The sequence below is a fragment of the Natrarchaeobius versutus genome, assembly GCF_041205745.1.
In the GTDB taxonomy this organism is placed as follows: domain Archaea; phylum Halobacteriota; class Halobacteria; order Halobacteriales; family Natrialbaceae; genus Natrarchaeobius; species Natrarchaeobius versutus.
This window is the reverse complement of record NZ_JBGFCC010000006.1, coordinates 84,023-98,219: the sequence shown is the minus strand read 5'-3', so window position 1 is coordinate 98,219 and position 14,197 is coordinate 84,023. Positions and strand designations below refer to the sequence as shown.

The 14,197-nt window shown below is 63.9% G+C and carries 8 protein-coding genes; 7 read left to right on the top strand and 1 reads right to left on the bottom strand.

Annotated elements, in window-relative coordinates; translation table 11 throughout:
- The first annotated feature begins 261 nt into the window (after positions 1-261).
- From AB7C87_RS14355 to AB7C87_RS14325, 7 genes are all read left to right on the top strand, one after another.
- Positions 262-828: a KH domain-containing protein gene (locus AB7C87_RS14355; protein WP_369730170.1), complete on the top strand. Its 567-nt coding sequence runs from the start codon at positions 262-264 to the stop codon at positions 826-828.
- Between the two features lie 281 nt (positions 829-1,109).
- The gene (gene thsA / locus AB7C87_RS14350; RefSeq protein WP_369730169.1) at positions 1,110-2,774 is read left to right on the top strand and encodes a thermosome subunit alpha; all 1,665 of its coding nucleotides are present in this window, start codon (positions 1,110-1,112) and stop codon (positions 2,772-2,774) included.
- A gap of 401 nt (positions 2,775-3,175) precedes the next feature.
- Positions 3,176-4,180 carry an ornithine cyclodeaminase family protein gene (locus AB7C87_RS14345; protein ID WP_369730168.1) on the top strand — a complete coding sequence of 335 codons (1,005 nt, stop codon included), beginning with the start codon at positions 3,176-3,178 and terminating at the stop codon, positions 4,178-4,180.
- A 77-nt stretch (positions 4,181-4,257) separates the two neighbouring features.
- Entirely contained in the window at positions 4,258-4,476 is a 219-nt protein-coding gene (locus AB7C87_RS14340; protein WP_369730167.1) for a MarR family transcriptional regulator, read from the top strand.
- Positions 4,463-5,044, top strand: a complete 582-nt coding sequence (locus tag AB7C87_RS14335) for an HTH domain-containing protein (RefSeq protein ID WP_369730166.1) — start codon at positions 4,463-4,465, stop codon at positions 5,042-5,044. Before AB7C87_RS14340 ends, AB7C87_RS14335 begins: the two co-directional genes overlap by 14 nt.
- A 187-nt stretch (positions 5,045-5,231) precedes the next feature.
- Positions 5,232-8,912: a S8 family serine peptidase gene (locus tag AB7C87_RS14330; protein WP_369730165.1), complete on the top strand. Its 3,681-nt coding sequence runs from the start codon at positions 5,232-5,234 to the stop codon at positions 8,910-8,912.
- Between the two features lie 385 nt (positions 8,913-9,297).
- Positions 9,298-12,483: a cell division protein gene (locus tag AB7C87_RS14325; RefSeq protein ID WP_369730164.1), complete on the top strand. Its 3,186-nt coding sequence runs from the start codon at positions 9,298-9,300 to the stop codon at positions 12,481-12,483.
- Between the two features lie 94 nt (positions 12,484-12,577).
- On the opposite strand, the gene AB7C87_RS14320 is transcribed toward AB7C87_RS14325, so the two are convergent.
- Positions 12,578-13,822: an inorganic phosphate transporter gene (locus tag AB7C87_RS14320; protein ID WP_369730162.1), complete on the bottom strand. Its 1,245-nt coding sequence runs from the start codon at positions 13,820-13,822 to the stop codon at positions 12,578-12,580.
- Positions 13,823-14,197: the final 375 nt, after the last annotated feature.

Here is a 14,197-nt window from a genome sequence, read left to right as displayed (position 1 = left end):
CTATAGTAACAACTGCAACGATGTACACACTGATCGCCGAGCTCACGGGTCACGTTCGTTCCCCGTTCGCTTTCCCGCGGTTCTCGCTCACTTCGAACCGCGCTCGCTCCGAACCGCACTTTTCGTCTGGCGATCAGGTGTACAATGACGTGCAGTGACTACTACAGCGGACGGGAGGACGCGAGCGGGCAGGACCGACGAGCGGACGGATGAGCACCTCAGGACCAAGCCCTTAACCTCGCTGAGCGAGTAGCCGGGCACATGCAGCACGTGAAGATTCCGCAGGACCGAATCGGTGTTCTCATCGGCGAGGGCGGCGAGACGATGCGGGAAATCGAGGCGGAAGCCGAAGTCCGACTGGACATCGACTCCGAGAACGGCTCTGTCGCGGTCGACGCCGTCGGCGACCCCGTTCGCGGCCTCAAAGGCCCCGAGATCGTCCGTGCGATCGGGCGTGGGTTCCCGCCGGAAGATGCGTTGGGACTCCTCGAGGACGATATGATGCTGTTCGATGTCGTCGATATCGACGCCGCCTCGCGAAACAAAAACGACATGAAACGACAGAAGGGGCGACTCATCGGCGAAGCCGGACGAACCCGCGAGCTGATGGAGGAGCTCTCGGGTGCGTCGGTCGTCATCTACGGCTCGACGCTTGGCATCATCGGAACGCCCGAACAGGTCGACGCCGTCCGTAGCGCCGCAGAGATGCTCCTAGATGGCGCGCCACACGGCGCGGTCTACTCGTTTTTAGAGGAGCGACACAACGAGATGAAACACCAGGGGATGGAGTACCACCGGTTTCCCGGTTCAGGCTCCGAAGAAGCCTGATCGTTCGTCCGATCGGTCGAACGGCGAATCGATCCTACGTTCGTCGGCGGCATCTCGAGTCGGCTTGAACTCGCCATACCCGGATCCAGAGGACCGCAACTCGCTCGTTTCGGGTGGAGCACGTCGCTTGCGTTGTCGACACGGCGACGATAGTATAAACGTCGCCGGGTGAACTCCCCTGGAACTGCGACACGATACCCACGTGGGGGCATTCGGCTTGTGCGCACTCAAAAGACTTATATAGAATAACAATCAATCTTTCCGTGACTATGGCACAACAGATGGGTAACCAGCCCCTCATCGTTCTCTCGGAGGACAGTCAGCGGACCTCGGGCAAAGACGCACAGTCGATGAACGTCCAGGCCGGCAAGGCCGTCGCCGAATCCGTACGAACGACGCTCGGACCGAAGGGCATGGACAAGATGCTCGTCGACTCGACGGGTAACGTCGTCGTCACGAACGACGGTGTCACACTCCTCTCGGAGATGGATATCGACCACCCGGCGGCCGACATGATCGTCGAAGTCGCCGAGACCCAGGAAGACGAGGTCGGCGACGGTACCACCAGCGCCGTCGTCATCTCCGGTGAACTGCTGAGCCAGGCCGAGGACCTCCTAGAGCAGGACATCCACGCGACCACGCTCGCGCAGGGATACCGCCAGGCCGCCGAGGAGGCGACCGAGGCCTTAGAGGAGATCGCCATCGACGTCGAGGCAGACGACGACGAAATTCTCCACCAGATCGCCGCGACGGCGATGACCGGCAAGGGTGCAGAGAGCGCTCGCGACCTGCTCTCCGAACTCGTCGTCGACGCCATCCAGTCCGTCGCGGACGAGGACGGCATCGACACGGACAACATCAAAGTCGAGAAGGTCGTCGGCGGCTCCATCGAGAACTCCGAACTCGTCGAGGGCGTCATCGTCGACAAGGAACGCGTCTCCGAGAACATGCCGTACTTCGCGGAGGACGCCAACGTCGCGATCATCGACGGCGACCTCGAGATCAAAGAGACCGAGATCGACGCCGAGGTCAACGTCACCGACCCGGACCAGCTCGAGCAGTTCTTAGAGCAAGAAGAGGCACAGCTACGCGAGATGGCCGAGGCGCTCGCCGACGTCGGCGCCGACGTCGTCTTCGTCGACGGCGGTATCGACGACATGGCCCAGCACTACCTCGCCCAGGAAGGCATCATCGCCGTCCGCCGCGTCAAATCCAGCGACCAGACCCAGCTGGCCCGCGCGACCGGTGCCCGACCGGTCTCCTCGGTCGACGACGTCTCCGAGGACGACCTCGGCTTCGCCGGGAGCGTCGCCCAACAGGACATCGCGGGCGACCAGCGCATCTTCGTCGAGGACGTCGAAGACGCCAAAGCCGTCACCCTCATCCTCCGCGGTGGCACCGAGCACGTCATCGACGAGGTCGACCGCGCCATCGAGGACTCCCTCGGCGTGGTTCGGACGACCATCGAGGACGGTAAAGTGCTCGCCGGCGGCGGCGCGCCCGAAGTCGAACTCTCGCTTGCCCTGCGCGACTACGCCGACTCCGTCGGCGGCCGCGAACAGCTGGCCGTCGAGGCGTTCGCCGACGCGCTCGAGGTCATCCCACGAACCCTCGCCGAGAACGCTGGACTCGACCCCATCGACTCCCTCGTGGAGCTTCGCGCCGACCACGACGGCGGCAACGAGGCCGCCGGCCTCGACGCCTTTACCGGCGACACGATCGACATGGGCGAAGAAGGCGTCTACGAGCCTCTGCGGGTGAAGACCCAGGCGATCGAGTCCGCCACGGAAGCCGCAGTCATGCTGTTGCGCATCGACGACGTCATCGCCGCCGGCGACCTCGCCGTCGCCGACGACGACGATGACGAGGAGATGCCCGGTGGCCCAGGCGGCGGTATGGGCGGCGGCATGGGCGGCATGGGCGGTGGCATGGGCGGCATGATGTGAGGCTAAATTTTGCTCTGTCGTTCGAGAGAGCTTCGCTCTCTCGTGACTGAGCGAATCGGAGATTCGCGATGTCCGCGAAACCTTCGGTTTCGCTTGATGACGAAAGGCGCTTCGCGCCTTTCGAACCACGTGCGCGGCTTCGCCGCGCACTCGGCAAAATTTAGTACAAAAGCACTCCTCCCTCCGTTCCGGGACGCTTCGCGTCCCTCAACATCGGTCGTCGGCCCGCTCGGGCCTACGGCCCTCGCGGCGGGAGACACTACCGCTCGAGTCGGCCCATCACATTTGCTGTTTCGCGACGTTGTCGTTCCCGAACGGCGTTTTATCCTCGAGTGAGCCTCGTCCGTCGATCGGCGTCGGGATGCCGACGAACTAAGTAGTGTCCCGCGATATTCGCAGGTATGCATACGCTTTTGTTGGACAGCGGCGACGTCGACGAGTTCGCCGAACTCGAGGACGTCATCGACGCCGTCGAGGAAGCCTTCGGCGCCTTCGAACGCGGCGACACGCAGATGCCGGTCAAATCCTACATCGAGCTACCGCGGTACGATGGAGATTTCCGGTCGATGCCGGCGTACCTCGACACCGGCGAGTGGGACGCCGCCGGCGTCAAGTGGGTCAACGTCCACCTGAACAACCCCACGGAGTACGATCTTCCCACCGTGTTGGGGACGATGATCTACTCCGACCCCGAGACCGCCTTCCCGCGTGCGATCATGGACGGGACGACGCTGACGATGAAACGCACCGGCGCCGCGGCCGCCGTCGCGACCGACTATCTCGCCGTCGACGACGCCTCGAGTCTCGGCATCGTTGGGGCCGGCGTCCAGTCGTACACGCAACTCGAGGCCATCGCCGCGGTTCGACCGATCGAGGAGGTCGTCGTCGCCGACACCGTCGACGAACGCGTCGAACGCTTCCTCGAGGCGTACGCAAACGAGTTCGACGTTCGCGGCGGATCGGTTTCGGAGGCCGGCCACTGCGACGTACTCTCGACGGTGACGCCCGTCGAAACGCCGATCGTCGGTCTCGAGGACGTCGGCGAACAGACCCACGTAAACGCGATTGGCGCCGACGCCGCGGGAAAACACGAACTGTCGGACGAACTGCTCGAGTCGGCGACGATCGTCATCGACGATTACGAGCAGTGTACCCACTCCGGCGAGATCAACGTCCCCTTCGCCGACGGAGTGCTCACGGCCGGCGACATCTACGGCGAAATCGGAGAACTCGTCGTCGGATCGAAACCGAGCCGAACGCCGGAGACGAGCGTCACCGTCTTCGATTCGACCGGGCTGGCGATTCAGGACGTCGCCGCGGCGCGGGTCGTTTACGAGCGTGCACGCGAGGCAGGCGCCGGATTCGAGTTCGACCTCGTCGGCGTCGGCGACTCCGGAGAAGAGTAGTACTCGATCCGTCGTGAGATACGTACACATCACTCACCCAACCTTTATGTGTTAACTCGTTGCCGTCTTGGCTGGCTATGATGTCCACGAGTGAACAGAAACTGGCAGTGCCGAACGATCTTACCTCTCCACAGACCAAACTCGTCTACGTCGCACTTCTCGTCACCGGGGAGACCACGCTGTCGGAGCTCCAGCGGTTGCTAGGGCTTTCGAAACTTACCCTCCTCCCAACGCTCGAGTCGCTCGTCTCGAGGGAGTACGCCCGGCGTACGGAGGGCGGGTATGCCAGCCGGTGAGACAGCCACCGCCGAAACAGTGACGGTCGACTCGCCGACGGAGTGTCACGTCGTCTGTTACGTCCGATCGAGCGTTCCCGGTCCGGTCGCTGGCACGGTCGAAGCCGTCACCGAGCGACTCAGCCGACTCGACGAGCGGGGACACCTCGGTGGGTGTCGAATCGAACACTGGCCACCCGAGCGCCACGCGTTCGCTCGGAGGTCGGACCGGACGGACCGTAGCGAACTGCTCGGCGAGTTCGAACGGTGGGCCGAGCGACGTGGGTGCTCGCTCGAGCCCGGATTCAGACGGAAAAAACGACCGTCGTCCCCGCTCGACGTCGGTTCTAACTCCGCGTCAGACGAACTGGTTCGGGTTCCGGTCGTGGCGCTCGCGCTGTACGACGGTCCGCCGTCGGAGACGGCCGAGCTTCGTGACGTGATTCCGCGGACGGAACATCGAAACACGGGTGACCAACGGACGCTCACCGTCGACGAGTGGCTGGCCGCAGTCGAAACCGGGCGGCGCGAACCGACCGCAGGGGCCGCGGGCGGAACTCGAGCGAGGTCACTCGAGGGGAGACAGTGATGGCGGCGGTCGACGCACCGGACGACCGAGATCGGTTGTTTCGATAGCGCCCTCGAGAGAGTGACGTCTCCGGAGGAACCGTTTCTTCCGATAAAAACGGTTATGGTGTCTTTACTCTTTTATTTACGTACCGTTCAGCCCCGTGTACGTGACTTCATAGTATGCCCTCCATCATAGTGGTCCACCTATGCCCTCCATCCGGTCCACCCTGATCGTCGTCTCAGCCGTTGCGCTCGTCGTGGCGGTGGTCGCTCTGTTCGCAGTTCCCCTCACGAACGTCGGTGGGGACCAGCCGATGCTCTTTCCGGCGGGCGACGAGCCGGGCAAAAGCGTCGACTCGGTCGAGTCGGCGCCGAATTCCACCTCCGACGCCTGGAGCGAGACCGACCGAACGGGGGAATCGGTCACCGTCGCCGTCGTCGATACGGGGATCGACGACAACCATCCCGACCTCGAGGGGTCCGTCGTCGACAGGATCGACCTCACCGAGGGAGAAGCGAGCGCGGAGCGCGACGAGTACGGCCACGGAACCCACGTCGCGGGCGTCCTCGCGGGAAGCGGCGAGGCGAGCGACGGGCGTCACGTCGGCGTCGCACCCGGCGTCGATCTCGTCGACGTCCGGGTGCTACGGGAGGACGGCGAGGGTGACGCCGACCGAATCGCCGCGGGAATCGAGTACGCCGTCGACGAGGCGGACGCCGACGTGGTCCTGTTGAGCCTCGACTTCGGCGGGACTGACGAGGAACGGATCGCCGAGAGCGTCGCGTGGGCGGTCGACAGCGGCGCCGTCGTGGTCACGTCGGCTGGCAACGACGGCGAACCCCGGACGATCGGAACGCCGGGAACCGAACCGGAGGCGATCACGGTCGGTGCAACGGACGCTGACGGGGCGGTTTCGACGCACTCCTCGCAGGGACCGACGCTCGAGGGCCACCTCAAACCCGAGCTCGTCGCGCCCGGCGAGGATGTAGTCGGTCCGAGCGCCGGCTACGACGGGTCGGGAGACGACGCTTACACCACGCGAACCGGGACCAGTTTCGCCGCCCCGAAGGTCGCCGGTGTCGCGGCGCTGGCGCTTGCGGCCGAGCCGACGCTGTCGCCGGCCGAACTCGAAGGTCGGCTGACGAGCACGGCGCGCCCGCTCGAGGGCGCGAACGCCTACGCGAGCGGAAGCGGTGAACTCGACGTCGATCGCACACTCGAGGCCGACGTCGTCGCGAGCGACGGCGTAGTCGACGCTGGAATCGTCGGCCCGAACGAGACCGTGACGCGGACGGTGACTCTCGAGAATCGGGGAGACCGTCGTCACGACCTCTCGTTCGAGACGACGACTCGGAACGTCGAGGAGGGAATCGACGCGGCGGAAGCCGTCTCGGTGAACCGATCTGAACTCGCGCTCTCGCCCGGCGAACGGGCCGATCTCGCGGTGACGGTCGATGGGAGCCGGACGGAGAACGGTGGCGCTCACGCGGGCGAGATCCGATACGACGTCGACGGCGAACCGCGATCGATCGCCGTTGGGTTCGTCCGCGGCGGAGTCGTAACCGTCGAGAAACGACCGCTCTCGACGGGCGGTACAGTCGAGGGCGACGCGTTACTCGCCTTCAGCGAGGACGATAGCCGCTCGGAACTGCTCGAGTTCGAGGACGGACGCGCCTCGTTCGTCGCGGGAAGCGACGATTACGTGCTCTGGTCCGCCGGCGTCGACGACCGAACCGGTTCGCTCGTGATGCTCTCGGAGCGCATCGCGGTCGACGGGTCGGAGCACGTCGTCCTCGAGGAATCGGAGACGATTTCCGTCGGCGTCGACGCGGGACCGATCGTCGAAGAGTACGGGCCGCTCGCGAACCACTCCGTCGCCGCCTCGATGAGTACCGACACCGACGGCGACAGGGCGGAGTTCTCGCGGACGTTACTCGACGCGGACAACCGGACGGTGCGCGTCTCCGAGGATCCCCAGACGTCGATCTCCACGACGTATCTGCTCGCACCGGCGTCGGGCTCCGACGACCGCCTCGACAGCGCCGACGTCTTCCAGCTCCATCACGCCGAGTCGACTGCCTACTGGACGTCACCCGTCGAGGTCCACCCCGACGACCTCGAGACGACGACCTACCGCATCCACCGGACGACCCGGGATCGGACGCTCGAGGTGCAGGATCGAACGACGGTGCGAACCGTCTGGAACAACCCGTCGCTGTACTGGTTCGAACTCGGCGACAGGGAAACCCAGCGCGTCCATCGAGACGTCGACGGCGCCGTCCACGAGCGCCAGATACGCGGGGACGGCTGGCGGGCCGTTCTCGAGGACGATTCCGAGTCGGTCGATGTCCTCGCACACCCGATGATCGCGCTCGTCGAGGAGGTCTCGATCGACGACGGCGACGCGACAGTAGAGAGCCGGCCGATCGCCGACGGCGCTGGGACGCGGTTCACCACGACTGACGAACACACGATGTCCGTCGACGTCGACGGCGAGCGGATCGAGACCGCCCGCGGCGGCCCCGACCTGTCGATCTCGGAGATCGACGTCGAACACGGCGAGTCGGTGACGATCCGAGCGAACGGCTCGGCTCCCGGTAACAGGCTCTCGACGACGACGCTGACGGAGGTGACGATCCACGGCTACGAGCCCGGAATCGATCAGCGGCCGCCGCTCGTCCGGGACGTCTCGGTCATCGATACCGACGCGACCAACGCGGTCGATCCCGGCGAGGTCACCGTCACGATCGATGCGGACGAACTGAGTTCGGTTTCGGGCCCGACAGTCTGGTACGCGACGGGCGAGATCGAGGCGCCTCCCTGGGAAGGGGAGACCGACTGGGAACGCGCCTCGACCGGCCGTGACGGCGACCTGCTCACCGCCACGCTCGAGGTACCCGATAGCGCGGAGACGGTGAGTCTGGCGACGGAACTGAAGACGATTCGCGACGATCGAAGCCGGACCATGACGACGAACGCGTTCTACGTCGGCTCGGCGCCGAACACGTCGGCCCGGACGATCGGCGGCCAGCTCCGGACCGCGAACGGAACGCCCGCGGACAACGATTCAGTGGTCGTGACACCCGTCGACGGTGACACCGGGACCGTCGTTCGGACGGACGAAGACGGAGCGTTCGAACTCGAGGTAGCGAAAAACGAGTCGTACGACCTCTCGTATCGCCGCGGCACTCCGCGGGAGATCGTCCCCGACGCGGGCGAGCCCTGGTCGATCGGCGAACCGGCCGACGACGATCGCCCGGCGATGGTCGATCTCGGTCGTGTCGACGCCGAGACCGACGTCACGGTCGATCGAACCCTCCCCGAACCGCGGCGACTCGACGTCCGCGTCGTCGACGACCGAAACGAGTCCGTTCCGAACGCGACCGTTCGCGTCGGCTATCGAGGGGAACACCGACAGGTGACGGCGACGGCGGAGACCGGATCGAGCGGGGCGCTATCGATCGGCGAGGACGACGCTCGTGGCGTCGTGCTGGCGGGCCCCACTAGCATCGTCGTCGAGCCACCCGAGGACGGCCCGTACGTCGACGAACCGGTCGCCAGAAACGTCAGCGTCGCGGACGATAACCGTACCGAGACGGTCGTCATCGAGAGCCATCCGCCGGAGGCCGCCCTCTCGAGCAACCGCGACTGGCTGCTCGAAGGGACGCCGGTGACCCTCGACGCCGGCGACAGCACCGTCCCGGCGGGTGCCGTCGAGTATCGCTGGGATCTCGACGGCGATGGATCGACCGACCGGGTGACGACCGACTCGAGGATTCGGTATACGCCCGCGGTCGGCGAGCACGAACCGTCGGTAACGGTGGTCGACGAAGCCGAGCGGACCGACACCGACTCGACATCGGTTCTGGTCGATCCACCCGGCTGACGTCGCCGGGTCGGCCTCGGTGGCGTCACAGCCCGCCCGTCGGGAAGTGGTGGCCTCGAGCAACGACTCACGGACGTTTCGGACCGACCGACCTCCACAACACACGGAGAATCGCCTCCGGTCATGCCAAAGCACGTTGGATACAAATATATACGATCGAGCGACGATGAAACAATCGAGGCCGCAGTCCGGTCGAGGGAATACAGGGCCCGGCGTGTGATACGGGTTGGCGTACGTCTTGCCGCGACGTCCGCGAACCGTTCGCGGTTATCAGGCAACCCGGTACGGCGATCCGTACGAACGACCGGTCGACGCGGCCCGAGGGCGATCAGTTTCGCCCCGCTTTGCCATCATTTATACCCGATGAGAGCCGTATACCACTGCAATGGCGCAAGCGGGAAATACGGAACTCGTCGACGCGTTCGAGCAGTTCTTCCGCAACTACTACGACAACGAGATCAAACAGCTTGCGCAACGATACCCCAACGAACAGCGCTCGCTTTCGATCGATTGGCAGGATCTGTACCGATTCGATCCCGACCTCGCGGACGACTACCTGGCCCAGCCCGAACAGCTCCAGCGCTACGCCGAGGAAGCGCTTCGGCTGTACGACCTCCCGATCGACGTCAGCCTCGGGCAGGCCCACGTCCGCATCCAGAACCTCCCGGAGACCGAATCGCCCGAGATCAGGGAGATCCGCGCCCGCGACATGAACTCCCTCGTCCAGGTCCGGGGAATCGTTCGCAAGGCGACCGACGTCCGACCCAAAATCGAAGAGGCCGCCTTCGAGTGTCAGCTCTGTGGAACGCTCAACCGCATTCCCCAGTCCAGCGGCGACTTTCAGGAACCCCACGAGTGTCAGGGCTGTGAACGCCAGGGCCCGTTTCAGGTCAACTTCGACCAGTCGGAGTTCGTCGACTCACAAAAACTCCGCATCCAGGAGAGCCCCGAGGGACTGCGCGGTGGCGAGACGCCCCAATCGCTCGACGTCCACATCGAGGACGACATCACCGGCCAGGTCACCCCCGGCGACAACGTCTCGGGAACCGGCGTCCTCCGCTTAGAGCAACAGGGTGACGGCCAGGACAAGTCTCCCGTCTTCGACTTCTACATGGAGGGGATGTCCGTCGAGATCGAAGAAGAGCAGTTCGAGGACATGAACATCACCGACGAGGACAAAAAGCGCATCTACGAGATCTCGAACGATGATGGGGTCTACGAGCGGATGATCGCCTCCATCGCACCCTCGATCTACGGCTACGACCAGGAGAAACTCGCGATGATCCTCCAGCTCTTTTCGGGGGTGACGAAACAGTTACCCGACGGCTCGAGGATTCGTGGGGACCTGCACATGCTCCTGATCGGGGATCCGGGTACCGGAAAATGCGTTCGCGGCGATACGAAAGTCACACTCGCAGACGGACGGACCGTTCCGATTCGTGATCTCGTCGAAGATAATCTCGAGGACCCGAAGCCGATCGACGACGGCTGGTGGGACGAAGTCGATCTCCAGGTACCATCCCTGCAAGACGATGGCTCGATTGCCCCCCAGCAGGCGACGAAAGTCTGGAAACGTGAGGCTCCCGATCGAATGTATCGGATTCGAACCTCGAGCGGACGGGAACTCGAGGTGACGCCGTCGCATCCGTTGTTCTGCCCGACTCCCGACGGTTTTCGGGCGGTGCGTGCCGAGCGGCTGTCGACCGGTGATCGAGTCGCTGTCACGAGTTCGGGGCAGAAACTCATCGCCCAGTCAGCCGCTACCGACGTACTGGCCGACGGTGGGTCAGTGATCGAACACCGTTCTGCAGACACCGATCGCATCGTCTCGATCCAAACGCTCGAACCCGACTACGACTGGGTGTACGACCTCGAAATCGACGGAACTCACAACTACATCTCGAACGGCGTCATCTCGCACAACTCCCAGATGTTGGGGTATATTCAAAATATTGCACCACGGTCTGTCTACACCTCTGGTAAAGGGAGCTCCAGCGCCGGCCTCACCGCTGCGGCTGTGAGGGATGATTTCGGCGATGGACAGCAGTGGACGCTCGAAGCCGGCGCTTTAGTTCTTGCCGATCAGGGCATCGCTGCAGTCGACGAACTCGACAAGATGAGATGTGTCACTGGAGAGACTATTGTTCATACCAGTAGTGAAACCAGACCAATTCAAGAGCTCGCGCAAAACGCGATAGCAGAGGGAATAGTCGAGGAACTCGAGAACGGTCGAACGATCCGTGACGTCGACCTGACTGTCCGGACGATGACTGATTCGGGTGCGATCGTCGAACGGTCAGTTACTGCCGTTCATCAGTACGAAGCGCCCTCGGAATTGATCGAGGTCGTCACCGAAGACGGAGAGCAACTCCGCGCAACGCCAGATCATCCATTCTTCGTTCAAGAGAACGGATCGATCCTCGAGCGAAGCGCAGCGGACCTCGAGGTCGGTGATCAGACGCTTGCGCCACATAACGGACCAGCCGTTGCAGCAGATGGCGGTGCTGTAACTGCTAGAACAGACGGCAATTCAAGCCTCCGTGACGTCGAACCGAAAGAAATAGTCGATATTCGGCGGATCGACGGAGATGGCTGGGAGCACGTTTACGACCTCACGGTAGAGGGCACCCACAACTTCATCGCGAACGGGATGGTCGTCCACAACTCTGAGGACCGCTCCGCCATGCACGAGGCCCTCGAACAACAGAAGATTTCGGTCTCGAAGGCGGGTATCAACGCCACCCTCAAGTCCCGCTGTTCGCTGCTCGGCGCGGCGAACCCGAAGTACGGCCGCTTCGACCAGTACGAGCCGATCGGCGAGCAGATCGACTTAGAGCCGGCGCTCATTTCCCGCTTCGACCTGATCTTCACCGTGACGGACCAGCCCGACGAAGAGAAAGACAGGAACCTCGCAAAGCACATCCTCACGACCAACTATGCGGGCGAGTTGACCACCCAACGCGAGCACATGCCGTCGCTCGACGTGGGTCAAGACGAGATCGACGAGATGACCGAGAAGGTCGATCCCGACATCGAGGCGGAGCTCCTGCGCAAGTACATCGCCTTCGCCAAGCAAAACTGCCACCCGCGGATGACCGAAGAGGCCCGCGAGGCGATTCAGGAGTTCTACGTCGACTTGCGCTCGAAGGGGACCGACGAGGACGCGCCGGTTCCGGTCACGGCGCGAAAGCTCGAGGCGCTCGTCCGACTCTCGGAGGCCAGCGCCCGGGTTCGGCTGTCGGATACGGTCGAGCGCTCGGACGCCGAGCAGGTGATCGAGATCGTTCGATCGTGTCTCCAGGACATCGGCGTCGATCCCGAAACCGGCGAGTTCGACGCGGACATCGTGGAAGCCGGGACGTCGAAGTCCCAGCGAGACCGGATCAAGAACATAAAACAGTTGATCGGCGACATCGAGGAGGAGTACGACGACGGGGCGCCGGTCGACATCGTCTTGGAGCGAGCCGAGGAGATCGGAATGGACCACTCGAAAGCCGAACACGAGATCGAGAAACTCAAACAGAAAGGCGAGGTGTACGAGCCGAGTACGGATACCCTGCGGACGACCTGACCCGGAACTCGACTCCCGAACGACGATTTGCTGATCGTTCGTCGCCGGTTCGACGCCGGTCGCTTGCAAGCGAGCACTCGAGGGCGATGCGAGCTTAGAACCCGAAGATCGGGACGAACCGGAACGTGAGGAAGGCGCCGACCGTCGAGATGAGCGGGACGACGTTTTGCATGAGGATGACGCGGGCGGTCGTCGACGGATTGAACAGGTCCGACGCGCTGGGGATGTCTTCGGGATCTTCCTCACCGATCTCGGGGGAGGTTTCGCCTTCCCCCTCCGCGGTGAGCGCGCCGACGGAGACCGGGGTTTCCTCGCCTCGAGCGGCGTCGGGGATCGTCGTCGTCCGCGTCGCTCGGCCCCAGCCGAGTCCGATGATGCTCATCGTGGCGATGACGACGAAACTTGCGGGGATGCCGATCGCGGAGAGACCGATCACGATGACGGAACTGACGACCGCGACGACGATCGCCGCGGTCAGCGGCAGGTTGGTGATGTCGTTTCCGAGCGTGTCGAGAGTTCGTCGGGCGATCGTAAAACAGCCGATTGCGACGGCGGCCGATCCGATCACGACGAGGAGGATCATGTCGATGGAGACGCCGGCGACGGTGTCGACCGCGATGACGTTGCCGAGTCCCAAGAGCCCGACCATGTCGACGTCGGCGCCGTAGATCGGCGCGATCGCGTTGGCGATGTTGCTCGTCCCCGAGGAAAAGCCCATCAGACAGCCGATCGCGACGACGACGAACGCCCCGGTGATCTCGCGGCGATCCGCACCGTCGCCGAAGCGAAGTCGGGGGATACCGCTCGAGCGGTCGACGGTGATCATCTGACGGCCGTCGTGGCTGGCTTCGATCGCGATCCACTCGTTGATCCGCGGGTAGAAGTACCGCCCGACGACGCCGGCGACCCAGAAGCCGATGATCGGCGCGACGACCCACCAGATGACGATCTGACCGAGTACGCCCCAGTCGAGTTCGCCGGTCGCGAGGCCGAGGGCGGCGATCGCGCCGACGGCCGTCATCGAGGTCGATGCGGGGACGCCGACGTAGTTGCCGAGAAACAACGCGCCGCCGATGAAAAAGAGGACGGCGACGTTCGAACGCAGGGTGAAGATCGCGGTGTCGTTGACGAGGTCTCGGCCGAGCGTGTCCACGACCGCCGGACCGATCGTGATCGCCCCGAGGAAGAAAAAGACGGACATCAGTGCCGCCGCCATCAGTTTCGTAATGACGTTGGCGCCGACGGCAGGCCCGAACGCGGGACCCGTCGTCGCGCCGCCGATGTTGTAGCCGACGAAGACCGCGACGAGCAACCCCACGATGAGCAGTACTTCCGTCACAGTAGATAGTCACGGAACCCGGCGGTAAAAACTCGCCTGTTCGAGGGTGGGCGATCCCGGAGGCGTGAAGTTCGAGTGTGGGTGATTCCCGAGGGGGCGAGAGCGCACATCCGGGCCGCGAGCGAGTGATCACCGCATCGATCCGCTCGTTCGGTTCGTCACCTTCGAGTGCGTGGTCTGGGCAACACTACTCGACAGACGTCCGCCAACTCGAGGTGACGAAGCGCAACTCGGATACCGGACCAAAGAATTTCAACTGGACGTACCGTACGAACTGGTAGCATGTACTCCAATCGGGAACGCGGGTTGGGAACGGACGGGGAACGGATCGAATCGATCTGTCGATCGGTTCGAAGCGGCCATATTGGTCGTCGG

Excerpts from the sequence above, each read along its gene's own strand:
- AB7C87_RS14345 (WP_369730168.1), top strand. The coding sequence starts at position 3,176 with ATGCATACGCTTTTGTTGGACAGCGGCGACGTCGACGAGTTCGCCGAA.
- AB7C87_RS14330 (WP_369730165.1), top strand. The coding sequence starts at position 5,232 with ATGCCCTCCATCCGGTCCACCCTGATCGTCGTCTCAGCCGTTGCGCTC.
- AB7C87_RS14340 (WP_369730167.1), top strand. The coding sequence starts at position 4,258 with ATGATGTCCACGAGTGAACAGAAACTGGCAGTGCCGAACGATCTTACC.
- AB7C87_RS14335 (WP_369730166.1), top strand. The coding sequence starts at position 4,463 with ATGCCAGCCGGTGAGACAGCCACCGCCGAAACAGTGACGGTCGACTCG.
- AB7C87_RS14355 (WP_369730170.1), top strand. The coding sequence starts at position 262 with ATGCAGCACGTGAAGATTCCGCAGGACCGAATCGGTGTTCTCATCGGC.
- AB7C87_RS14325 (WP_369730164.1), top strand. The coding sequence starts at position 9,298 with ATGGCGCAAGCGGGAAATACGGAACTCGTCGACGCGTTCGAGCAGTTC.
- thsA (WP_369730169.1), top strand. The coding sequence starts at position 1,110 with ATGGGTAACCAGCCCCTCATCGTTCTCTCGGAGGACAGTCAGCGGACC.